Source organism: Propionimicrobium lymphophilum DSM 4903 (assembly GCF_000423485.1).
GTDB classification, from domain to species: Bacteria; Actinomycetota; Actinomycetes; order Propionibacteriales; family Propionibacteriaceae; genus Propionimicrobium; species Propionimicrobium lymphophilum.
On sequence record NZ_AUIB01000006.1, the window covers coordinates 76,362 to 99,147 of the forward strand.

Annotated in this window: 23 protein-coding genes and 1 tRNA gene; 13 read left to right on the plus strand and 11 right to left on the minus strand. The window is 57.5% G+C overall.

The window, feature by feature from the left end:
• Nucleotide 1 precedes the first annotated feature (1 nt).
• From G556_RS0104435 to mscL, 3 genes are all read left to right on the plus strand, one after another.
• Complete coding sequence (locus G556_RS0104435; RefSeq protein ID WP_028821911.1) at nt 2–256, plus strand: FmdB family zinc ribbon protein; 255 nt, start codon at nt 2–4, stop codon at nt 254–256.
• 132 nt (nt 257–388) lie between these two features.
• Nucleotides 389–925, plus strand: coding sequence for an SAF domain-containing protein (locus G556_RS0104440; RefSeq protein ID WP_028821912.1), 537 nt, complete (start codon nt 389–391; stop codon nt 923–925).
• Nucleotides 926–997: 72 nt separating this feature from the next.
• Complete coding sequence (gene mscL / locus G556_RS0104445; protein WP_028821913.1) at nt 998–1,369, plus strand: large conductance mechanosensitive channel protein MscL; 372 nt, start codon at nt 998–1,000, stop codon at nt 1,367–1,369.
• A gap of 21 nt (nt 1,370–1,390) precedes the next feature.
• On the opposite strand, the gene G556_RS0104450 is transcribed toward mscL, so the two are convergent.
• Complete coding sequence (locus tag G556_RS0104450; protein WP_028821914.1) at nt 1,391–1,753, minus strand: hypothetical protein; 363 nt, start codon at nt 1,751–1,753, stop codon at nt 1,391–1,393.
• A complete protein-coding gene (locus G556_RS0104455) occupies nt 1,750–3,129 on the minus strand; it encodes a UTP--glucose-1-phosphate uridylyltransferase (RefSeq protein WP_028821915.1) in 1,380 nt (459 codons plus the stop codon). Before G556_RS0104455 ends, G556_RS0104450 begins: the two co-directional genes overlap by 4 nt.
• A 91-nt stretch (nt 3,130–3,220) precedes the next feature.
• Between G556_RS0104455 and G556_RS0104460 the strand changes: the two genes are divergently transcribed.
• Nucleotides 3,221–3,296, plus strand: a tRNA-Arg gene (locus G556_RS0104460).
• A gap of 175 nt (nt 3,297–3,471) precedes the next feature.
• Here the strand turns inward: G556_RS0104460 and G556_RS0104465 are convergent.
• Both G556_RS0104465 and G556_RS0104470 read right to left on the minus strand, forming a co-directional pair.
• Entirely contained in the window at nt 3,472–4,722 is a 1,251-nt protein-coding gene (locus G556_RS0104465; RefSeq protein ID WP_028821916.1) for an MFS transporter, read from the minus strand.
• Nucleotide 4,723: 1 nt separating this feature from the next.
• The gene (locus G556_RS0104470) at nt 4,724–5,068 is read right to left on the minus strand and encodes an ArsR/SmtB family transcription factor (protein ID WP_028821917.1); all 345 of its coding nucleotides are present in this window, start codon (nt 5,066–5,068) and stop codon (nt 4,724–4,726) included.
• Nucleotides 5,069–5,278: 210 nt separating this feature from the next.
• On the opposite strand from G556_RS0104470, the gene G556_RS0104480 reads away from it, so the two are divergent.
• Complete coding sequence (locus tag G556_RS0104480) at nt 5,279–5,848, plus strand: NADPH-dependent FMN reductase (RefSeq protein WP_233418183.1); 570 nt, start codon at nt 5,279–5,281, stop codon at nt 5,846–5,848.
• Between the two features lie 60 nt (nt 5,849–5,908).
• Here G556_RS0104480 and G556_RS0104485 read toward each other — a convergent pair whose 3' ends face one another.
• From G556_RS0104485 to sucB, 3 genes are all read right to left on the minus strand, one after another.
• Nucleotides 5,909–7,684: an ABC-F family ATP-binding cassette domain-containing protein gene (locus G556_RS0104485; RefSeq protein WP_028821919.1), complete on the minus strand. Its 1,776-nt coding sequence runs from the start codon at nt 7,682–7,684 to the stop codon at nt 5,909–5,911.
• The gene (locus tag G556_RS0104490; RefSeq protein WP_169337625.1) at nt 7,685–8,470 is read right to left on the minus strand and encodes a DUF4191 domain-containing protein; all 786 of its coding nucleotides are present in this window, start codon (nt 8,468–8,470) and stop codon (nt 7,685–7,687) included.
• Nucleotides 8,471–8,596: 126 nt separating this feature from the next.
• Nucleotides 8,597–10,264, minus strand: coding sequence for a 2-oxoglutarate dehydrogenase, E2 component, dihydrolipoamide succinyltransferase (sucB, locus tag G556_RS0104495; RefSeq protein WP_016455491.1), 1,668 nt, complete (start codon nt 10,262–10,264; stop codon nt 8,597–8,599).
• A 94-nt stretch (nt 10,265–10,358) separates the two neighbouring features.
• On the opposite strand from sucB, the gene G556_RS0104500 reads away from it, so the two are divergent.
• Nucleotides 10,359–10,697 (plus strand): hypothetical protein, encoded by a 339-nt coding sequence (locus G556_RS0104500; RefSeq protein ID WP_036915975.1) that lies wholly within the window; start codon nt 10,359–10,361, stop codon nt 10,695–10,697.
• Here the strand turns inward: G556_RS0104500 and G556_RS0104505 are convergent.
• Genes G556_RS0104505 through G556_RS11045 form a run of 3 tightly spaced genes read right to left on the minus strand, consistent with a single transcriptional unit; the run spans nt 10,694 to nt 13,038 of the window.
• Entirely contained in the window at nt 10,694–12,205 is a 1,512-nt protein-coding gene (locus tag G556_RS0104505; protein ID WP_028821922.1) for a leucyl aminopeptidase, read from the minus strand. The genes G556_RS0104500 and G556_RS0104505 overlap by 4 nt on opposite strands.
• Nucleotides 12,206–12,218: 13 nt before the next feature.
• Nucleotides 12,219–12,431 carry a hypothetical protein gene (locus G556_RS0104510; protein WP_024110499.1) on the minus strand — a complete coding sequence of 71 codons (213 nt, stop codon included), beginning with the start codon at nt 12,429–12,431 and terminating at the stop codon, nt 12,219–12,221.
• Nucleotides 12,432–12,483: 52 nt separating this feature from the next.
• The gene (locus G556_RS11045; protein WP_051176676.1) at nt 12,484–13,038 is read right to left on the minus strand and encodes a DUF3043 domain-containing protein; all 555 of its coding nucleotides are present in this window, start codon (nt 13,036–13,038) and stop codon (nt 12,484–12,486) included.
• Nucleotides 13,039–13,209: 171 nt separating this feature from the next.
• On the opposite strand from G556_RS11045, the gene G556_RS0104520 reads away from it, so the two are divergent.
• Entirely contained in the window at nt 13,210–13,560 is a 351-nt protein-coding gene (locus tag G556_RS0104520) for a HesB/IscA family protein (protein ID WP_016455496.1), read from the plus strand.
• A gap of 1 nt (nt 13,561) precedes the next feature.
• Here the strand turns inward: G556_RS0104520 and G556_RS0104525 are convergent, their stop codons facing one another.
• Entirely contained in the window at nt 13,562–15,025 is a 1,464-nt protein-coding gene (locus G556_RS0104525; protein ID WP_028821923.1) for a GuaB1 family IMP dehydrogenase-related protein, read from the minus strand.
• 134 nt (nt 15,026–15,159) lie between these two features.
• Between G556_RS0104525 and G556_RS0104530 the strand changes: the two genes are divergently transcribed.
• The 6 genes from G556_RS0104530 to purH all read left to right on the plus strand — a co-directional run bounded on the left by G556_RS0104530 (nt 15,160) and on the right by purH (nt 22,772).
• Complete coding sequence (locus G556_RS0104530; protein ID WP_028821924.1) at nt 15,160–15,648, plus strand: transcriptional regulator; 489 nt, start codon at nt 15,160–15,162, stop codon at nt 15,646–15,648.
• A gap of 59 nt (nt 15,649–15,707) precedes the next feature.
• A complete protein-coding gene (gene trpD, locus G556_RS0104535; protein WP_028821925.1) occupies nt 15,708–16,790 on the plus strand; it encodes an anthranilate phosphoribosyltransferase in 1,083 nt (360 codons plus the stop codon).
• A gap of 65 nt (nt 16,791–16,855) precedes the next feature.
• Complete coding sequence (gene pcrA / locus G556_RS0104540; RefSeq protein ID WP_036916032.1) at nt 16,856–19,255, plus strand: DNA helicase PcrA; 2,400 nt, start codon at nt 16,856–16,858, stop codon at nt 19,253–19,255.
• Between the two features lie 14 nt (nt 19,256–19,269).
• Nucleotides 19,270–20,619: a cell division protein PerM gene (locus tag G556_RS0104545; RefSeq protein WP_028821927.1), complete on the plus strand. Its 1,350-nt coding sequence runs from the start codon at nt 19,270–19,272 to the stop codon at nt 20,617–20,619.
• A complete protein-coding gene (gene purN, locus G556_RS0104550; protein ID WP_016455502.1) occupies nt 20,612–21,196 on the plus strand; it encodes a phosphoribosylglycinamide formyltransferase in 585 nt (194 codons plus the stop codon). The genes G556_RS0104545 and purN overlap by 8 nt, the downstream gene beginning before the upstream one ends.
• 19 nt (nt 21,197–21,215) lie before the next feature.
• On the plus strand, nt 21,216–22,772 hold the full coding sequence (gene purH, locus G556_RS0104555) for a bifunctional phosphoribosylaminoimidazolecarboxamide formyltransferase/IMP cyclohydrolase (RefSeq protein ID WP_028821928.1): 1,557 nt from the start codon (nt 21,216–21,218) through the stop codon (nt 22,770–22,772).
• Nucleotides 22,773–22,786 lie beyond the last annotated feature (14 nt).

Consider the following 22,786-nt stretch of genomic DNA (forward strand, 5'->3'; position numbering starts at 1 on the left):
GATGCCTACCTATCAGTATCGTTGCAGGGATTGTGGAACCGATCTGGAAGTTTTCCAGAAGTTCAGCGATGACGCCCTGACGGTCTGCCCCGAGTGTAAGGGTGAGCTACGCAAAATCTTTAGCCCATCGGGAATCATCTTCAAAGGGTCCGGTTTCTACTCAACCGATAACAGTTCTTCCAAGGCTGCCAGCCCGCGTAACAGCCCGAAGCCTGCGGAAAAGAAAACGGAATCCAAGCCCGCGGCAAGTAAATAATCTTTGAACGGGTGAACTTTTTGGCGTTTCGCGTCAATAGTTCAATACGTGAGCACTAAGAAAAGTCAACCCGTCGCGCGCCTTCGCCACCTTTTTCTCTGGTACAGAAGAGAGGTGGCGGCGCTTTGTGCGGTGGCAAGTGTCTTTTGCATCGTTTATGCGTTGGCTCCGCGCCCCGCAAAAAGCACCCAGGTCTTCGTTGCCGCTTCTTCGCTTAGTGCCGGAACAAAGCTAAGCGCCCAAGACTTCACCGCCAGAGACGTCCCGGACGAGTACCTTCCCGAGGACGTCATTTCCGATTCGAGCCAACTGGTTGGACGCACCCTGACCGCAAACCTGGGCTCTGGAACCATGCTCACAAATTCGGTCATATTTGGTTCGCAACAATCCTCGGGATCAGAGAAACTCGTGCCGTTCCGCGTCGACGACACCCAGGTCGTGTCTCTACTAAAAGTGGGCGATGTCATCTCGGTCGTGGCGAATTCCTCAGACGGCACCAGTCAGACCGTCGCCAGCAACGTGAAGGTCGCAGCTTTGCCCGAAGTCGAGACGGCAGAATTCGGCGGAGCGCAGACGGGTGCCCTAGTCGTGGTTTCTGCCGACGAACAGACGGCTAATGCACTAGCTTCCGCGTCCGCGCAGTCCAAGTTGGGCATTGTCTTCGGTTAGATTGCAAAGGCTTTGTCACTATCTTGATAGGCAGGTAGCTTGATTGTCGTCGTATCTAAGAAAAGGGGAGAAATGAAAGAATTCAAGGAATTCATTATGCGAGGCAACCTCGTCGAACTGGCAGTCGCTTTCATCATGGGTGCTGCGTTCAGCAAAGTTGTTGACTCGTTCACCAACATCTTCTTAAGCCTGATATCTCTTATTTTCGGTAAAGAGCCAAATTTCGACGCATTCCAGCCATTTGGACTTCCGCTCGGGGAATTTTTGACCGCAGTTGCTTCGTTTTTGATCGTCTCGGCTGTTTTGTTTTTCCTGGTCGTAAAGCCGATGAACGAGTTAAATCGTCGAGTATCCAAGGGCAAGGAAGAGAAAGAACTGCCGCCTACGGACAACCAGCTGCTTACCGAGATCCGCGACATCCTAAGCGAGAAAGCAAGCAAGTAATTTTTTTATTGCGCTGCCGTCTCACCCGACTTTTCCGTGGTGAGGCGGCAGTTGCGCTATCAACTGAGCATCGTGGGCGCTGAGCGGCATTCTTGCGTCTCGAAGTTTTTGCTTGTCGTTTAGCTCAAGCTCTAGGCAGACCTGTTGAATGAAAGCATGAGCCTGCGCCGGGCCGACGTCGCCCCTCGCTCTCGGCGATACCGGGAATGGCCAGCGTCGTTCTTGCTCGTGGGCCTCGTCTCGAAGGGCTAAAAGTTTCTCCCTGCTCCAACCGTTCTCTACGATCTTCTTCGCAACCGCGGCAGCAGTTTTTAGATTTGCCTGCTCGCCAGGATCGCAATCTTCACCACTTAGCGCGCTAAAAGCAGCGGAATAGAGGCTCATCGGTTCTCCTCGATTACCTCTTTGTCTGGAATCTTTGTGGGTTTGGGCGCCTCGATTTTTACGTCCCCGATTATCTCGACGTTTTCTCCGAAACTGACGTCTCCTTTCACGCTCAAGGCGCTAGCGCGTGAAAGATGCAGTGGTTTAGGAAACCTAGCGTCGAAGTCTTGGATCAACTGATAGTAATCAGGGTCAAGATCGACCTTCGGCGCCTTCGCATTGGCAACCAGGTGGTACGAGTCGTCCAAGTTGTAGCAGTCGGAGCGCAGGATAAGCAGCTCGTTCGTTTTCTTCACGGGCACGAAGCGATCGCGGTCGATTTCTACAACTGCAGACTTCTTGAAGATCTCGATCGCTGCGCCCATCGCGGTCTCGATCTGGACCACCTTGGTGCTGCTCGGATCTGTGGGGTCAACTGTTTTAGTGTTTTTGATCAAAGGAAGCCCAAGGACGCCGTGTCGATCATTTAAGCGCTCGCGCAGAGCCGCTAGATCCAGCCACAGGTTGTTCGAGTTGAACATCGCGTGGCGATTTTCGTCGGAAAAGTATTGGAAGTCTTCTTCACGGGTCTGAGCCGATTCACGCAAAATTATGTGCTGGTCGGATCTTCTTACCGCCAGGTGACCTCCCTTGCGGTCGTTGGAGGTGCGGCGGCAGACCTCGCAAGCGAACTCGGCTCCGCTGCTAGCGAACCAGCCAGCGAGCCTGGCATCTGGACGCGCGCCCAGATTGTCGACGTTCGAGACGGCGGCGTAGCGGTATCCGCCTTCGATCAGCTGATCCAGCACTCCGGAGTCGCGAAGGGACGGATATATGTCGCCGTGGCCGGGAGGGCACCACTCGAGGGACGGATCCGCGGGCCACGAGACGGGGGACAGGTCGCTCGCGTCCAGCTTCGGTTCGCTTGACTGCTCGAAGTCGATGGGGAGCCCATCGACGGTAAGCTCGGGATACTCCGAGAGCGCGTCCAGGCAAGGTTTGCGGGTGGCGAAAGAGTGCATGAAAATAATCGGCAGTCTGACGTCGTATTGTTTGCGCGCAGCGAGCACCTGCCGAACGGAAATGTCCAGGAAGGTGAGTCCGTCACGCACGTGCAGCAACGACTTGGGTCCGTCCAAGCCCATGGACGTGCCGAGACCGCCGTTCAACTTGATGATGACGGTTTTTGCCAGCGCATCTTTCGCCGAGGCTTTGTCGACCTCTATGTCGCGTAGGGCGGGTACGCCGGTGAGCGGTTCTATGTCTTCTTCGCGGATCGTGCCTATCTTGCCGTCTTGTAATTGCCGGTAGTAGAAAGTGAAGCTTTCGATAGCCGACGCACCTATTTCGGCCTGCTGCATCTTCGCAATCGCGGCCTGGAGCCCATTTTCTGCCATGTGGATACGGTAGTAGAAAAAGCGCGTTGACGCCCAAGCGACACTGTCGTCTTGGGTATAAAGCAAAAAACCGGCTATTGTAGTCCGAGATGGCCCCGTAGCTCAGGGGATAGAGCAGTGGTTTCCTAAACCATGTGTCGTAGGTTCGATTCCTATCGGGGCCGCCATTAAATAGCCCTCTGACTAGGTGAAACGGTTTTACGCTTCACCAGCAGGAGGACAATAGCCCGCCTTGGTTTTTTCGACCTGCTGTCAAAGGGGATGAAACTTTTACCCGGTAAAGATTTTTCTGCCGTGAAAAATAGTTCGGCGGCAGAAAAGTGCACCTAGTGCGTACCTCGGTTAGCCATTATTTTGGCTGCTGGGGCACAGGCTTCTGCTATTTTCTTTGGATTTTTCTTTGGCTGGATTCCTCCAAGCCGACGTAGCTAGCACTGCGAAGACCAGCGTCGTAACAGCGAATACAATAGCGGTCAGCGGCGTCTGGATTCTGGCGCATAAGAATCCCGCCATCGGATAAAGGACTAAATAACACGAGTGCGAGAGTGCGAACTGAGCGGTGAACAGCTGCGTGGAGGTGTGCTCGTCGCAGTTCCTTTTGATTATGCGCGCAGAAGGCGTCATCACTAGCGAGGAAGTGGCGCCGAGAATTAACCAGCAAAGACAGGCCGCGATCCAGCTGCTGGTGAAGGTGAAGATGAATCCGGTGGCTGCAAGTGTGAGAGCTATCGCGAACGCACCAACGATTAGAACCAAGCGGTCGGATACACGATCTAGAATTTTGGGCAACAGCAAAGCAGACATCATGGAGCCTGCCCCGAAGGCGGCGAAAAGAATCGCCACATCCGAGCCGTCCCTGCCGAGCTCGACCTTTACCAAATTCGTGGTGGTGATGATCGATAGAGCGATGGGCGCTGCAGCGCAAACATTAAGCGCCATCAGCGAACGTAGCTCCGGAACCCTCAAGAACTTTTTGGCGCCGCCAGCCACGCGGTCTAAGAAAGGGGGCTCTTCCACGTGTTGGTGCTGCGGGAAAGCAGTCGAAGTTACGAGCGCGAGAGAACCGAAAAAGCCAATTGCGGTGCCCACAAATAGTTGGTTGTAGCTCATGGCTAAAAGCGCCGCAGCTGCCAACCCTGGGCTGATCAAAGATTCCACGTTGTATGCCAGCGACGAGAGTGAGAGCGCTTTGGTGTATTCGCGCTCATCCGGCAAAATCTCGGGGATGACGGATTGGAAAGTCGGGGTGAACGTCGCGGATGCCGCCTGAAGAACGAAAATGAGTATGTAGATTTCTAGCGGATTCGCGACAAAAGGCAAGCAGAAGGCGACGAGCGCGCGAATCAGGTCGGCACAGATGAGAACAGCTTTTTGGGGTAAAGGGGCAACCAGCGCTGAAATGAATGGCGAGATGCCAACGTAGGCGATCATCTTTATGGTCATGGCTATGCCCAGAACCATGCTCGCTTGCGAGCCCGCGACGTCGTATGCGAGCAATCCGAGGGCAACGGTCAATAGGCCGGTCCCGACCAGTGCTATGAACTGAGCCGAGAATAGCTTGGCGTAAGACACGTTTCTGAAAACGCTGAGCATTTTAGCCTGCCCTGTGGTGGCGAGGGATGTCCTCGACGCTGTGTTCTGCCTGGTAGAGAGCGTCGATGGCCAGTTGAGATACGTGCTCGTTAGCCACCCGGTAAAAGACGCGCTGGCCCTCCTGGCGGGTCTGAACGATTCTCGCCATCCGCAGCTTGGCGAGATGCTGGGAGACCGATGCGGGCTGCTTGCCTAGCATGCCGGCGATCTCGTTTACTGAACGCTCTGAGTCATTCAATATCATCACTATTCGAAGGCGAGTAGGATCCGCCAGCATCGAAAAGACCTCCACCGCCAAGTCGATGTATTCGTTATTCAGATCGAACGATTGCTTATCTGCGTTCATATGCAGATACTTGCATATCTTCTCAGCAAAACCAAAGGAAAAGGGGAAAAGAGGGTAATGGAACCGAATTTTTTTAAAGTGGTAGCTTCTAAGTAATAGGTAAAACAGTCTGACGAGGCGCTTGGGCAATGACGTGCAACGGCTTCGCGAAATGCTTCGAAGCCTTCATAACGCCTGCCAAAGCCGAATCGGGCGATAGGTTACGAAAGAATGAATATGGTCAAAAAAATTTCTGTTTTGGTCGGCAGTCTGCGCAGAGAATCAATTGCGCGGAAAATCGCACACAATGTAATAGACCTTTTCCCCGAAGGGTATAAGGCTGAGATCGTCGAAATCAGGGATCTGCCTCTATACGATTTCGATTACGACGATCCAGAGGTAACAGACAAGAGCCTGCCTGCCGAATACACCAAATTCCGCGAAACAATCAAAGCCAGCGACGGCGTGTTGTTCGTTACTCCTGAGAATAACCGCTGCATTCCTGCCTGCCTGAAAAATGCGGTCGATGTTGGCTCTAAACCGAATTCTGATGTGGCTTGGAAGAACTTGCCGGCCGGCATAATCAGCCATTCTGTTGGACGAATGGGCGGCTACAGCTCGCAGAAGAATCTGCGTCTAGCCTTGAGCTACTTCGACATGACCTTACCCGGCCAGCCAGAAATTTTCCTGGGGCAGTCGCCGACGCTGCTTGACGATGAGGGCAAATTTAATAACGAAAAGACTATCGAATTCGTTAAGGGATATATCAATAATTTTGTCGAAATCGTTGAAAATAACTAGTTAAGAAAATGTGGTGGCGGTTGCTATTAAAGGCAACCGCCACCACATTCTATAAAAGCCTTAGACGTTTAGTTCGAGCCATTTATCCTCGAGCTCAGATATTTGCTCCTGGAGCTCAACCAGCTTCCCGCCCTGTTCTGTCAGCCAGACGTAGTCGCTAGGGTCATGATCTTCCATCTGAGCTTCCAGCTTCTCCTGCGATGCGCTCAGACGTTTGATCTTGCGTTCCACAGCCTCTATCTCTTTTCGCTGGGCGCGGAGATCAACGCTGGAAGGCCCGAGCTGTTTCGTCGGTTCCTCCGCAGCCAGGGGAGCGGGGACCTCACCGTCATCGAGCTTCTTTGCTAACCGGAGGTATTCGTCGACGCCGCCGGGCAGGTGGCGGAGCGTGCCACCCAGGATTGCGTACTGCTGATCTGTGATGCGCTCGATCAGGTATCGGTCGTGGCTTACCACCAGCAGGGTGCCCGGCCAGGTGTCTAGCACGTCTTCCATGGCCGCAAGCATGTCGGTGTCAACGTCGTTGGTTGGCTCGTCGAGAACCAGGACGTTCGGTTCGGAAAGCAGCACCATCAGCAACTGAAGCCGGCGCTTCTGGCCGCCGGAAAGATCGTTGACGAATGCGCTGAGATGTGCAGACGAGAACCCTAGCCGCTCCAAAAGTTGAGCCGGGGTGAGTTCCTTGCCCCCGATGTCGAAAGTTGCTTGAGTGCGGCTGAGCACCTCACGAACCCTGTCCGTGCCGATTTCGGCTAGGGCCGAGAACTGTTGGTCGAGCACACCAAACTTGACGGTCTTGCCTCGCCTGACGCTGCCGCTGGATGCCTCGATCGTCCCGCAGATCAGCCCGAGAAGGGTAGATTTGCCCGCGCCATTAGCCCCCAAGATTCCAGATCGCTCGCCAGGCGCGATCTTCCAGTTGACACCATGAAGCACCTGATGGTCGCCGTAAGAAACGTCCACGTCAAGAAGATCGACGACCCTCTTGCCCAGACGAGCCATCGACAATCTGGAAAGCTCAATCTTGTTGCGGGGCTCCGGTACATTGGCGATTAGTTCGTTGGCGGCCTCAATGCGGAACTTCGGTTTGCTAGTACGCGCAGGTGCGCCACGGCGCAGCCAGGCGAGTTCCTTGCGCATAATGTTTTGGCGTTTTGCCTCAGTAGCCGCTGCGATTCGATCGCGTTCGACGCGCTGCAAAACATATGCCGCGTAACCGCCCTCGAAAGGCTCGACGATCTGATCGTGAACCTCCCACGTCGTGGTGGCTACCTCGTCCAAAAACCATCTGTCGTGGGTGATTACCAGAAGCCCACCGGTGTTCTTTGGCCAGCGATTCTTCAGGTGCTCGGCCAGCCAGTTGACGCCCTCAATATCGAGGTGGTTTGTCGGCTCGTCAAGCGCGATGACTTCCCATTCGTCCACCAGCAACTTCGCCAGAGCGACCCTTCGCCTCTGGCCACCGGAGAGCTGGCCCACGGGCTTTTCCCAGTCGAGATCGGGAACCAGGCCGGTGATGACGTCCCTGATTCTTGGGTCAGAAGCCCATACGTATTCCTCAACGTCACCGACGATCGAGCGGCCGACGCTGATGTTCCCATCGAGTTCGTCGCGCTGCGTTAGCTCGCCCACACGCAAGTCGGAGCGGTATGTCACCTGTCCCGAATCGGGCTCGACTCGGCCTGTGAGCATTCCGAGCAGACTGGACTTTCCATCGCCGTTTCTGCCGACGATACCCACTCGATCTCCGTCAGAGATGCCTAGCGTGACCGAGTCGAAAACCTGCTTGGTTGGGTAGGAAAGGCTCAGATTCTGAGCCCCAAGTAAGTGCGCCATTTAGCGCCCACGCATGGCCCGGTGCGCGCCCTTCATGTTGGGCATTGGGCCCTTGGGTATTGGCATGCGAGGCTTGCTGGCATCCAGCGCCTTCAGACGCGAGCTCAGATCGATAACTTGGGTCTTGTCCAGCTTCTTGGGCATCCTCTGGATGTGCTTTGCCAGCTCATTTAGCGGCACCTGGCCCTCGCCGTAGCCGATGACGATTGTCTTGACGTCGACGTTGTAGGCGATTGCGGAGTGACGGTTCGCCTCGGTCTTAAGCAGCTTGCGGATGGCGCCGGTCTGGCCATCGCCAACCAGAACCAGGCCGCATGGGCCGACAACGCGGTGCACGACGTCCTTGTTGCGGTTGAATGCGATGGCCGGGGTGTACTGATACTTCTTCTTGTTCAGCATCGAAAGAGCAACCTCGCCGGAACCGGCCTGGCCCTCGTAGCGGGTGTACGTGGCCTTCTTTAGGCGATTGGTAAACACCAGCATCGCAACGGTCATGCCAAACAGGACGCCGAAGATCAGGAACCACAACCAGCTGAAGGAGCTGCCTGTAGCCGTACTGATGATCAGGCCGATAACTAGACCAACGACGGCCGTCAGCGCCCACGCGCCGAACACGAAGAGCGGCAGCTTCTTGTCGAACTCGTACGTGGCCTTCCACGCCTCGTGCAGCTGCCTGATGGTTCCCCAGTCGCGAGGGTTATCGGAATTGCGTTTCTTCGCTCGCAGCGCCTTACGTTCCGCGCGCTGCTTGGCGGCTAATTCCTTTGACCGTTCGCTTGCCATTATCGCTCCGTAACTAGATTGCTTAACGTGTCGATTCTACATATAACGAAAACCAAGTTCATCCTGCGCGGTTTACGCAAAAACTTGGGGCCCGACGATGGTCGAGCCCCAAGAATTTTAGTTGTTTAACTAAGCGCCGAATTCAGCGCCGAAATCACCGGATTCCAGGCGTGCCTTGATTGCAGAGAGGAAGTCTCCGGCCAGCGCACCGTCGATCAGGCGGTGATCATAGGTCAAAGAGATGTACATCATCTGACGAACCGCGATCGTGTCGTTGCCAAACTCGTCCGTGACGACGACCGGACGCTTCACTAGAGCGCCGGTGCCCATGATCGCCGAGTTCGGCTGGTTGATGATCGGTGTGTCGAACAGCGAGCCGTTGCCGCCGTAGTTGGTGATGGTGAACGTGGAACCCGAAAGCTCATCCGGCTTGATGGAGTTGGAGCGGACGCGCTTGGCCACGTCGGCGATTGCTTTCGCCAGACCGCCAACATTCAGGTCTCCAGCCTCCTTGATGACCGGAACCATCAGACCCTTCTCGGAGGCAACCGCGATGCCGAGGTTCTCCGAGCCGTGGTAGGTGATGGTCTTTTCTTCCAGGCTCATCGATGCGTTGAAGATCGGGAACTTCTGCAGGGTCTCGACGGTCGCCTTGGCGATGAACGCCAGGTAAGTCAGGCCGACCCCCTCTCGGGAGCGGAAATCGTCCTTGACTTTCTTGCGCAGGTTCGCAATGCCGGTCAGGTCCACCTCGACGGTGGCGGTCAGCTGGGCAGCGGTCTCGAGCGACTCGTTCATGCGCTGTGCGATGATCTGACGCATCCTCGGCAACTTCTCGGTGGTGCCGCGCTTGTCCTCGTCGTGACCAGCCGGCGTGCCTGCTGCGGGCTTGGTTTCGGGTGCGGCCTGAGGTGCGGGGGCCTTTGCTGCCTCGGCGGCTGCCTGGACGTCCTGCTTGCGGATGCGGCCGCCAACGCCGGTGCCCTCGATGGTGCTCAGGTCGACGCCCAAGTCCCTAGCCATTTTGCGAACCAGCGGCGTTACGTAAACTTCCTTGCTGCCAGCGGCGCGAGGCGCTGCGACGGGTGCGGGAGCCGAAGCAGTCGGGGCCGCAGGAGACGGAGCGCTCGGACGTGGTGCAGGTGGCTGCGGGGCCGGAGGCTGTGGTGCCGCGGGAGCTGCCTGCTGAGGAGCGGGCGCTGTGGGCTGCGGAGTCGGGGCAGCGGAAGCGTCGCCGATGATGCCCAAAACGGAGCCGACGGTGACTTCCTCGTCCTCGTTCGCGCGAACCTCAAGTAGCGTGCCTGCTGCGGGAGCGGGAATCTCGGTGTCAACCTTGTCGGTGCTCACCTCTAGGACGGGCTCGCCTGCCTCGACCTCCTCGCCGACCTCCTTGAGCCAGCGTGCGATGACCGCTTGATTGACGCCTTCGCCCAACTCGGGAAGCTTGATCTCGGTGCCGCTCGCCTGACCTGTTGGCGCCTGCTGGGCCTGTGCCTCAGGAGCTACTGCCTGCGCGGGGGCTGGAGCCGCCGGTGCAGGGACGGCGGGGGCCTCGTTGGCGTCACCGATGATTGCGATGACCGCGCCAACCTCGGCGACATCATCCTCGTTGTACTTGATTTCTAACAGTGTGCCGCTTGCCGGGGACGGCACTTCGGTGTCCACCTTGTCGGTGCTCACCTCGAGCAGCGGTTCCTGTGCCGAAACCTGCTCGCCAACTTCTTTAAGCCAGCGCGAAATGGTTCCTTCGGTGACGCTTTCGCCCAGAGCGGGCAGGGTTACTTCGGTCGACATTTGACGGACGCTCCTTCGCAGCACGTTAATCTTTCGAAACCTAGCCTAATAGCAAAGTCGGAATGTTCGGGCAATAATTAGCCAGGTGGGACTTATGAGATTTTTTAGACGAGGCCGGCGCCGGGCACAGATAGCCCGAGCCGAGGCGACGATACCCGACGCCACGAAGACTCACCTCGAGGACTTCATCGCTAGTAGGCAGGGGGTGGAGGCTTGGGTAGAGTGCGCCGCGGGGTTCAACAAGGCCTCAATCCTGCTGATAGATAAAGAAGGCGAATCGACGCGCAGATCAGTCGAATCAGAAAGCTGGGCATTCGATTTCGCCAAGAAAAATGGGATACCGGCTTATCAGGCGGGTGTTGTGCCGTATCCCCAGCGCAAGCGTGACTTCGACGCCAAGTCTAGAGGGCGCAAACACCCGCCGATTAATTAGTTAGCCATCTGCTGGGCAACAGCTATCAGTGTGCGAACGCTGGTGCCAGTCGATTCCTTAGGAATGTAGCTATAGGCAGAGTCGCTCCAAGCCGGGCCGGCGACGTCCATGTGAGCCCAGTTGCCGCCATCGGCGACGAAGTGCTCAAGGAACGCTGCGGAGTAGATCAGGCCGCCGATGCGAGAACCGGAGGACAGCAGGTCTGCAACCTCGGACTTCTTGATCTCGGCACGGAGGTGATCGGTGATCGGCAGCTGCCAGAATTGTTCGCCCGAAATCTCGGCGGCATCCAACACCTGGTCGGCGACCTCATCGGAGCTCGCGAACAGGCCAGAAACGCGGTCGCCCAGAGCCGAGACGCATGCGCCAGTAAGGGTGGCGACGTCGATGATCAGGTCGGGCTTGTCCTGGTTCGCGCGGGAAATTGCGTCCGCCAAAACTATGCGGCCCTCCGCGTCGGAGTTGCCGTTCTCGACGGTCGTGCCGTCGTGCATGGTCATGACGTCGCTAGGACGGTAGGCGCGCCCGGAAACCAGCGACTCGGCCATCGCGCCATAAGCGGTCACCTGAACGTTCAGCCCGAGCTCGGCAATGGCGTGGATAGCTGCCATCACGTCGGCTGCACCGGACATGTCGTTCTTCATGGTGATCATGGAGCCGGCCGGCTTCAGGTTGTAGCCGCCCGAATCGAAGGTGATGCCTTTACCGATCAACACCAGATGTTTCTTGGCGCCCCGCGGGTTGTAGCTTGCGCGGACTAGACGCGGGGGACGGTCAGAACCGCCGCCGACGGCCAATATTCCGCCAAAGCCCTGTTTAGCAAGAGCCTTCTCGTCGAGGATCTCGACGTCTACCTTGACGTCCTTCATGTATCCGCTTACCTGGGAGGCGAATTCCGGCGGGCCCATCAGGTTCGGAGGGAGGTTGGTCCAATCGCGGGCCACGCAAACGGCGCTGGAGGTCTTCTCCGCGCGCTCAATTGCCTCATTGTTGGCGTCGGTCTTGGTGGTGACGATCAGGATTTCGCCTATCTGCTGTTTGACGGGCTCGCCACTGATCTTGGCGAACTTGTTGGCCGCCAGGAGGGCGCCTTCGGCAACCGCCTGGATCTGCTCCGGGGAAACCGCGTCAAGCGAAATAGCCACCTTGCGCGGGTTGGCGTAGCTGGCCGAACCGATTGCGCGGACTGCGGAGCCTGCGGCGCGGCGCAGCTGTTCGGGGGAGACGTCGACGTCGTCGCCGAGACCGATGGCCAGCAGGCGAAGGTTGTGCAGCGTCAGGGAAGTGATCTTGCCCACGCCGGAGCTGATGCCCTGTTTAGCGAAGAAATCGGCGATTACCTCCGCTTTGATCCCGTCCACAGATTCCGGCAGACCGATGAGCTGCGGTTTGCTGCCCACGGCACCGATGACGACGTCGTCGGCCTCGAATTTATCAGTCAGCGAGACCGGTGGAAGGGCGTGACGATTGGGGTTGAACTTCTCAGCATTGAAACTGCTGTCAGTCAATTTTCCTCCTAGATTATTCGGCAGCTAGTGCCATTTTGTAGAGCAGTTCTTCGCCTTCATAAAGGCTCACTGCCTCCACGCCGAGTTCCTCGAGGAGTTCGTAGTTTTGGGTTACCCATTCCTCGGCCTCGGCGCGGCTATCAAATTCCTTATCAATCCCGGTGTCTGCGAGGTCCTCGACGTCATAGAGCGGGCCGTCCATCATTTGCGGTTTCCAGGTGAACATGATTCAAGTATTCCACCTAGATAAGGCTGCCGGGGTCGAATGAGCTTAGGGATCAGTACGGATCGCCGCGGTTGATTGCGGTGCCGGGGCGTCGCCAACGGCGAGGCTGCATCATGCGGCTCCATATGTAGCCGAGCATGCCGCGCTTATCCGCATTGGGGTAGCGCGAGTAGAGCACCTTCTTGAATTTGCTCCAGCACCAAGCGACCTCGACGATCATGGCCAACACCATCGCCCACAGGGCATAGGTGGCGATTTGAACCAGCCAGAAGAGGCGCACTCCGAACATGCTCACCGCGAGCACAATCAACATGCCGGGCATGATGAATTCGCAGAGGCTCCAGCGGGAATCGACGAAGTTGCGGGCTAGGACGCGCTCGGGCTGATTCTCGATCTCGGCCCACCGACGCTCGCGCTGGCGTGCCTGGATCTCTCGCTTGCGACGCTTGAATTCTTTGCTGTTGGGCTGCGGGTGAAGGCGATTCATGCGATCGGCCTCGGCCTGCTTGCGCGTCGGTGTCGGCTCGGATTTGCCCACAGTAGGCGAGCTGTCCTTAGTTTCTTCCTCTGAGCGACCATCGCGCTTATAAGGCCTGAAAAGTCCCATGGGGCTCCATTCTAGCGAGAAGTTAGTGCTTAATAATAAGTCTACCTATCGTGAAATTCATTCAAGCCTAGCCAGTAGTTGCACCAGCTTCATTCGAATGTGTTTTGAGTCGGGGAATCAAACTAGATTTTTAGGTGTTGAATATTTTTGTTAACCGATTGGAGCTAGATAATGACTAATCCCAAGACCAACACCGGCGTGATCCTGAAGCCGGCAGCAGTCGAAAAGGCCGCCTCTTTGCTGGCTGCCGAGGATGGCGACACCAGCGGCATTGCCCTGCGAATCGCAGTACAGCCAGGCGGCTGCTCTGGACTGCGCTATCAGCTGCAGTTTGACGACACCAAGCTGGACGGCGACATCGTCGACGAATACGAGGGCATCAACCTCGTCGTCGACAAGATGAGCCAGCCATACCTGATGGGCGCGAGCATCGACTTCGTCGACACCATCGAGGCTCAGGGCTTCACCATCGACAATCCGAACGCGCAAAACACCTGCGCCTGCGGCGACTCATTCCACTGATCTAGCGCCAACTGGTGTCTAGCGGTCGCCCTTCATCGTAACCGGAGGGCGACTGAGCGCCGACCACTGCGTACTCGGCCAATTCGCGCATGTTCGAGGCCCCCGCATAGGTGCAGGAGCTGCGAACTCCGGACGTGATGAAGTCGACCAGGTCCTCAACGCCAGGCCTTTCGACGTCCAGATACATCTTCGACGAGCTGATGCCTTCCTCAAAAATCGCGGCACGCGCCCTCTCGAATGCGGTCTTTTCTCTGGTCCTGTTGCGAACTGCACGTTTCGAGGCCATCCCGAACGATTCCTTGTAATAGCGGCCCTCGGAATCTTGCAGCATCTCTCCGGTGGACTCGTGCGTGCCGGCGAACCAGCTGCCGATCATCACGGAGCCGGCGCCCGCGGCGAGCGCTAACGAAACGTCTCTGGGATATCGGATTCCACCATCGGCCCAGATGGATTTCCCGAAGTCTTTAGCTGCGGCCGCACACTCTACAACCGCAGAAAACTGCGGACGTCCAACGCCGGTCTGCATTCTCGTCGTACACATAGCGCCCGGGCCGATGCCCACCTTTACGATGTCTGCGCCGGCCTCTATCAGGTCGATCACTGCACCTCTTGTGACGACGTTGCCTGCAACGATCGGCACTCGCTTCTCCGCGACCAGCTCGAAAGCGTCTCGAGCCTCGAGGGCCTTGGGTAGCGCATCGATCATGCGGTCCTGGTGGCCGTGGGCGGTGTCGAGGACGATCACGTCTGCGCCAGCCTCCAAAAGCGCGAGCGCGCGGCGCTGGACGTCGCCGGAAATGCCGATGGCACAGCCAACCTTGAGCCGGCCATCAGCGTCTAGTGCCGGGCGGTAGATAGTAGATCGGAGCGCCCCTTTTTTGGTCATCACGCCGATCAGGCGCCCATCGTCGTCGACGGCTATGGCCAGGTGCTCGTGATTTTCCTCGAGGGCCTCGAATACTTCCTGCGGGCCCGTCTGCGACGAAACGGTCGTCCGCACCGGGAACATCACCTGATGAACCTGGCAGAAACGATCCACGTTCTGCGCCTCGGCCTTGGTCATGATGCCGAGCGGGCGCCCGTCTTGGTCGACGGCGACAACGGCGTTGTGTGCCCGCTTCGGCATGAGCGTGAGCGCAGTGGCGATCGTGTCGTTCGGTGAGACGGTCACCGCGGTCTCAAAAACGGTCGGGGAGCTCTTCACCTTTTTTATGGTGCGGGCAAGAACGTCAACGGGAATGTCCTGGGGGAGAACCGCTATGCCGCCTCTTCGTGCGATTGTTTCGGCCATCCTCCGTCCGGAAATCGCGGTCATGTTAGAGATAACCAAGGGGATGCCTAGTGAAAGCCCATCGTTTGAGGTGAGGTCGACGTCCATGCGTGAGGGCACCGAACTGCGCGACGGCATCATGAACACATCGTTATAAGTAAGTTCATGCCCCAATGGAGAGGAAATGAAATGCACACCTCATTGTGTCATTAACTTGAACTATTTGACCTAATAATCTGAACTTTTGTGCTAAGGCTTTAGTCCGATGGGTTATGGTACTGCAGTCGCAGTTTTAATCTAGAAAATAAAACATGAGGTAGAGTTCAAGCATGAGCGCTTCGAAGACGCAGCAGAACATGTCAGGCGAAAAGTTGCGAGTAGTCCTCTACTCGTCAGACAGAACAGTTCGTGAGCAGGTGCGCACCGTTTTGGGTCGTCGCATTGCTCCAGACCTGCCCGAACTCGAATATTTCGAGTTCGCGACTCAGCCGGCGCTTTTTAAATCATTGGATAAGGACGCTTACGACGTCGCAATTCTGGACGGCGAGGCAGTTCCGGGCGGCATGGGAATTTCGCGTCAGATGCGCGAAGAGTTGGCCGATCCGGCCCCTGTGGTGCTGCTGGTTGCTAGGCAGGCCGACTCGTGGATGGCCGCTTGGAGCAAGGCGGAAGCGGTCGCGCCATATCCGCTCGATCCGCTAACCCTGCCGCAGGTCGTTGCCCAGGCGGTAAGAGATCATCGCAGTGGACGCCGCACGCCGTTGTCTAGCGACCGCATCAAACCTGGCGTTTCCAGCCGACACGTCGAACAAAGCTAATCGCAGACACCGCTCGGACTGGGACTTGCCGCATAGCCCGAATGTGGTATTCGTGAAATATGGAAAATTCTCAGACAGTAACAAATTCTCACAAGGCTCCGACGTGGCCAGACCTGCTGACTAGCCTCATCAACGGCGAAGACATGACGCAGGAAAACACCGCTTGGGCTATGTCTGAGATTCTTTCGGGCAATGTTTCGCCAGCGATCATGGCCGGATTCATGGTTGCTCTTCGCGCGAAGGGTGAAATCGTCGAGGAGGTCGCAGGCCTCGCCGACGGAATGCTTGCTAAAGCGCGTCCCATCGAGCTTTCCCGCAACGCGGTTGACATCGTCGGCTCTGGCGGCGACCGTGCCAACACCGTGAATATTTCCACGATGGCCGCCGTGGTTGCGGCCGCCTCGGGCGCCAAGGTCATCAAGCACGGTAACCGTGCTGCCAGCTCCATGTGCGGCACAGCAGACTGCCTCGAGGCGCTCGGTCTTGAGTTGATGGTAGCCCCTGAAAATCAGCAACGCGTGCTCGACGAATGCGGCATCGTCTTCCTGTTTGCGCCCATGTACCACTCTTCTTTGCGGCACACGGCCCCGACGCGTCGCGAACTTGGCGTGCAGACCACTTTCAACTTCCTTGGGCCGCTAACCAACCCTGCTCGACCGAATGGCCAAGCAATCGGTATGGCAAACAAGTACATCGCCGATCTGGTAGCCGGAGTGCTGGCTGGCCGTGGCGATCGCGGTTTGGTCTTCCACGGCGAAGACGGTCTGGACGAGCTGACCACCACGATGCCGTCCGATGTCTGGCTGTTCGACGAAGGCAAGATCGTCACTACTCAGCTAGACCCAGCCGAACTGGGCCTTCGCGCTGCGGAGCCTCAAGAGCTCGTCGGCGGAGAGCCGAAGATGAACGCGCAGGTAATGCGCGATCTGCTTGCCGGAAGGACCGGCCCCATTCGCGACATCGTGTTGCTGAACGCAGCTGCAGTCCTTCTCGCCTGGGATGGCCCCGACCTGGAGGCCCCGATCGTCGATCAGATGAAGGACAAGCTGGATCGCGCAGCCAAAGCAATCGACGATGGCAGCGGTGAAAAGCTCTTGGAAAAATGGATCAGCCTGACCCAGGAAATCGGTCCCATTAAGTAAGTTTCTAACCTGGCGGTGCCGGCGATAATTTTTTGTCGGTGGCAGACATTATGCTTGAGGGCGAAATGATGAATCAGCAGTCACCGTTCTCAATATTCGATCAGCCGGCGCCGCAACAGCCTCAGGCCGCGCCGCAGTCTAGTCCTGCCCCTGTGGATAGCGACGAGCTTTTGGATGGCCTCAACGATCAACAACGCAAGGCAGTCCTTCACGAGGGTGGGCCTGTTCTAGTTGTCGCGGGCGCTGGCTCGGGCAAAACCCGAGTGCTGACCAGGCGAATCGCTTACCTGGTCGGGGCCCGTGGTGTCCATCCCGGCTCTATCTTGGCCATCACCTTTACCAACAAGGCCGCCGCGGAGATGCGCGAAAGGGTTCAAGATCTAGTCGGAAACAGGGCTAAGTCGATGTGGGTTTCGACGTTCCACTCTGCATGCGTGCGAATCCTGCGCAGCGAAATCGATGCCCTGGGCTTCAAAAAGAATTTCTCGATTTACGACAGCACCGATTCTAAGCGGTTGATGACCATGGTGCTCAAAGACCAGGGCACCGATCCGAAAAAATTCCCGGTAAAGCAAGTGCAAAACTGGGTCAGCAATTGCAAGAACGAGTTGATCGGCCCGGCTGCTGCTGCAGAAAATGGCGAAGGCCCGAGCGGAAACGTCGAGATTATGGCCGAGGCATACAAGGAGTACGCGCGGAGGCTGAAGGCGGCAAACGCACTAGATTTCGACGACTTGATCATGCTCACGGTCGAACTTTTCGAAAAGTTCCCGGACATCCGCGAAAAGTATCGCAGGCGTTTCCGTCAGGTATTAGTGGACGAGTATCAGGACACAAACCACGCACAGTACATGCTGATCAAACAGCTCTGTGGACAGTTCCCGACGCCCGAGGGTGAGCCGGTAATTGTGCCTAGTGAGCTCATGGTAGTGGGCGACTCCGACCAGAGCATTTACGCGTTCAGGGGTGCCACAATTCGCAATATTCTCGACTTCGAGAAAGACTTCCCGGGCGCGGAAACAATTCTTCTCGAGCAGAACTACCGCTCCACGCAGACCGTGCTTTCCGCGGCTAACGCGGTTATTAAGCACAACTCTGGGCGTCCGGAAAAGAATCTTTGGTCCGACTCTGGCGACGGCGAAAAAATCGTCGGCTACGTTGCCGACACCGAGCACGATGAGGCTCGCTATATTGCGCAAGAGATCGATCAGCTTGTGGAAGATGGCCACAAGTATTCAGACGTGGCGGTTTTCTATCGTACGAACGCCCAGTCGAGGCCGATTGAGGAAGTTTTCATCAGGGTCGGCCTGCCATACCGGGTGGTCGGGGGAGTGCGCTTCTACGAACGAAAAGAGGTTCGCGACGCCATCGCATATCTGCGGGCGATCTCGAACCCCGCGGACGACGTCTCGCTGCTTCGGGTCATCAACACGCCGAAGCGAGGCATCGGCGACCGCGCACAGCAGGCTCTGCAAGACTACGCCGCTTACAACCAATCGAGCGTGAGCGAGGCGATCGCCAACCTCGACGAAATTCCTGGCATCGCCACCAGGTCGAGAAACCAGATAAAGGCTTTCAGCGAATTGCTGGCACATTGGCGTCAACTGGATGCTGACGGCTCGGTAGCCAGCGACGTCCTCCAAGCCGTCCTCACAGAATCTGGCCTTTTGGACGAACTGAAGGCCTCGAAAGATCCGCAAGACGAGACGCGCGTCGAGAACCTCGTCGAGCTCGTCGCCGTCGCCCAAGAGTTTGTTGCCCAGGCCGGGGCAGTGGATTTAGAAGAGGTGGATGAGCACCTCGAGGCCGGTGGTCTGGCTGGCGGAATGGCGGAGCCGGACCAATCTCTGGCAGCATTCCTTGAGCGGGTGGCGTTGGTGGCCGATTCCGATCAGATCCCCGATGCGGGCGACGGCCTCGGAGTGGTGACGTTGATGACGCTGCACACCGCGAAGGGCCTTGAATTCGACACAGTGTTTTTGACTGGGCTCGAAGACGGTGTTTTCCCGCACAGTCGTTCAATGGGGGACAGGTCAGAGCTATCCGAGGAGCGCCGGCTCGCCTATGTGGGCATCACGCGCGCTCGCAAGAGGCTGTACCTGACTCGGGCTTCTGTGCGTTCGGTTTGGGGCTCGCCCAGCTACAACCCGGTTAGCCGTTTCGTCGAGGAGATCCCCGATGAGCTGATCGATTGGCGACGCACGGGCCACGATGTGTCAGCATGGCAGAACAAGCCGACCAGGCCCAGTCACGATGAGGGGGCCTCGGTGTTTGGTTCCGGCCGGGGCAAACCGAAGGTCGAGGACCAGTTGCGGGTTGGCGACAGGGTGTTACACACCAGCTTCGGAATGGGCGACGTGCTAGCCGTCAACGGCTCTGGCTCGAACGCCACGGTTGATGTCGACTTCGGGTCTCTCGGCAAGAAGCGCCTCGCGCTTCGCTATGCTCCGATGGAAAAGCTCTAGGCGGGGGATTGGACATGGCTAAATTCGGCTTCGGCAAGCGCGGCGATGATTCAGGAATGAAGATTTCCAGTAAGTCCTCGCTTAAAGCCAGGAAGGCCAAAGAACAGTTTCGGGCCAAGACCAGCCAAGTTGTGGGCTTGGCGAGGGTCAGTGATTTTCGGGGATCTGCAAAGAACATCCCCTGGTATATCTCGGGGCCCGGGGCTGCAGCGAGCGTCGTATTGGTGTCCCTGATGGCCATCTTGATTTCTTCCGTGATCGCGTGGTTGCCCTACTCCGAATACACCGAATCGGTCCCGTTCGCGGTCTCGGGGCACATCTGGCTGCTCGTCAGCGGGGTGCCGATAGGCCTAGAAGCCGGGCAGATGAGTCTTTTCCCGCTATTGCTCACGATTTTGCTTTTCGTCCTTTCCCACGTCGCTTGCCAGCTGGTTTTTCCCCGCACCCTGGGCTCGAATGAGTTGAGCGACGACGATAAAAAGATGCGCTTCGTGGCTAAGCTGACCGGCGGGTTTGCTCTGACATACGCTGCAATCGGGCTGCTCGTCTTGGCGCTTAGCGGTCAGGCGTCGTGGGGTGCTCTTTTGCGGGTGGCGATCGTCGGAGTGCTGTTGAGTTTCTTTAGTCTGAAACACGCCGCACACTGGTCAATCGTTCCGAGGGCGATCAGGGATTTAGGGTGGGCAGTGCTTTCCGGCATCTTCACATTGTTGTTCTTTTCTTGTCTGGCATTAATCGCTGCGCTAATCGGCGGGCGCGAAAAGGTCGCAACTATCGCTGCATCCTTGGGCGTTGGTGGTCTAGATTCGGTTCTGCTGGCCCTGACGCAGTTGGCTTGGCTGCCGAATGCCCTAATCTGGGTGATGTCTTGGGTGAGCGGGGCTGGCTTCAGCTTCGGCGCGGATTCGGTGATCACGCCAGCAGCAACCGAGGTTGGATTGCTTCCCGCGCTTCCGCTGCTCGGTGCTTTTCCAGATCCCGGCGGCACTCCGGCCGGCTTTAGTGCTTGGTTGGTGGCGCCAGTCTTGGCAGGTGCCGTTTGCGGCTACGTCTTTATTCGCCGTCAGATGAAGCAGGTAGATTGTCTCTTCAGCGCCGCTGTGTGGGGAGCAGTTGCGGGAATTTTCGCTGGCATGGCGCTAGTTGTGCTCGGTTATCTTTCTTCCGGAGACCTTGGTGGCGTCAGGTTGGTAGACGTCGGGCCGAGGCTTCCGGAGCTAGCGACGTTCGCTCCCGCACTGCTCGGTTTAGGCTCGCTGTGCGCTTCGACTCTCACCGCTTCGTTATTAGGGGTTCGTCGAATCCTGCCGAAAGTCCAAGTCGCAAAGCCCACCGAGCTACCCGAAGAGAGCTCGGATGGCTAGACTTGGCCAAGTGAGAATGGTGGTTTTGGCGTCCGGTACGGGAACGCTTCTGCAATCTTTAATTAATGCCCAAGAAGATGGGCAGCTGGCGGGGCAAATAGTTGCGGTCGGTTCTGACGTGCCCGGCTGTGGAGCAATCACTCGGGCTAAAAATGCCGGTCTGGAGACTTTCGAGTTGCCCCTAGCTAAGGGCGCAGACCGCGAAGAATGGGATCGAAAACTTAGCGCCAAGGTTGCCGAGTTCTCTCCCGATCTAGTGGTTAGCGCGGGTTTCATGAAGCTCTTGGGCGCTAACTTCCTGAATGCCTTCGGCGGTCGCTGCATAAACACCCATCCTGCCCTTCTGCCAAGTTTTCCCGGAATGCACGGTGTCCGCGACGCGCTCGCAGCCGGAGTAAAGGTCAGCGGTGCAACGGTCTTTATGGTCGACGACGGAGTCGACACCGGAAAGATCATCGCGCAACGCCCCGTGGAGGTGCTGCCAGAAGACGATGAGGCGCAGCTTCACGAGCGCATCAAGGTTGTTGAGCGTCAACTGCTCAAAGAAGTAGTGAACGATTTCGCGAAGAATTTTTAGCAAAGGAAGGCAGCAACAAATGAGCGATCGCAACGCGGTCAAGAGGGCTTTGGTTTCGGTTTTCGACAAGACCGGGATCACCGAATTCGCAAAGGGCCTAGCCGATGCAGGAGTCGAGATCGTCTCCACCGGTTCCACGGCCAAGACAATTCGCGACGCCGGCGTGAAAGTAACAGCGGTTGAAGAAATCACCGGCTTCCCCGAATGCCTGGACGGCAGGGTCAAGACGCTACATCCGCGCATCCACGCTGGCATCCTCGCGGACCGTCGTCTGGACTCGCACCGCGAGCAGCTCCAAGAGCTTGGTGTCGAACCGTTCGATCTGGTGGTTGTCAACCTGTACCCGTTCTCCGAAACCGTGGCGAGCGGCGCCAGCATCGACGACTGCATCGAAAAGATCGACATCGGTGGGCCTTCTATGGTTCGTGCCGCAGCGAAGAATCATCCGTCGGTTGCCGTCATCACGTCACCGGCTCGTTACGAGTCTGCTCTTGCTGCCGTGAAGGCTGGGGGCTTTACCCTCACCGAGCGCAAGAATCTTGCCGCCGAAGCCTTCGCCCACACGGCCGAATACGACGCAGCGGTCTCGCGCTGGATGGCCGAAAACATCGCCGAAGCCAACGAGGATGGCTTCCCGACCTTCGTTCCGGGCGCCTGGAACAAGCTGCACGCGCTGCGCTACGGCGAAAACTCTCATCAGCCCGCAGCCATCTACCGCGACGATTCGGTTCCTGCCGGCATCGCCCAGGCCGAGCAGCTGCACGGCAAGGAGATGAGCTACAACAACTATCAGGATGCCGATGCTGCCTACCGCTCCGCATACGACTTCGAGGAGCCTTGCGTAGCCATCATCAAGCATGCAAACCCGTGCGGAATTGCTATCGGTGCGGATATCGCCGAGGCACACCGCAAAGCTCACGCTTGTGACCCGGTTTCGGCTTTCGGCGGCGTTATCGCCACGAACCGCCCGGTTAGCGTCGAGATGGCCAAGCAGGTCAGCGAAATCTTCACCGAGGTCATCATTGCGCCTTCCTATGACGAGGGCGCTGTCGAAATCCTCGAGGGTAAGAAGAACATCAGGATTCTGATCGCTCCTGCCTATCAGCACCCGCAGTTCACCACCAAGCAGATTTCTGGTGGTATGTTGCTTCAGCAGCCAGACCGCCTGGACGCTCCCGGCGACGATCCCGCCAACTGGGAACTTGTTTGTGGCGAACCCGCAGACGAGGCGATGCTCCGCGATCTCGAGTTCGCTTGGAAATCTGTTCGTGCGGTTAAGTCGAACGCCATCCTGCTTGCCGATGACGGCGCCTCCGTTGGTGTCGGAATGGGCCAGGTGAACCGAGTCGATTCCTGCCGTTTGGCCGTGGAGAGGGCCGGCGATCGCGCCAAGGGTTCGGTCGCAGCTTCCGACGCCTTCTTCCCGTTCTCCGACGGCCCGCAGATCCTGCTCGATGCGGGCGTGCGAGCCATCGTCCAGCCTGGCGGTTCAATCCGCGACGACCAGACCATCGAGGCTGTTAAGGCTGCCGGAATCACGATGTACATGACCGGCAACCGTCACTTCCTTCACTAGTTCATCAGGAGACT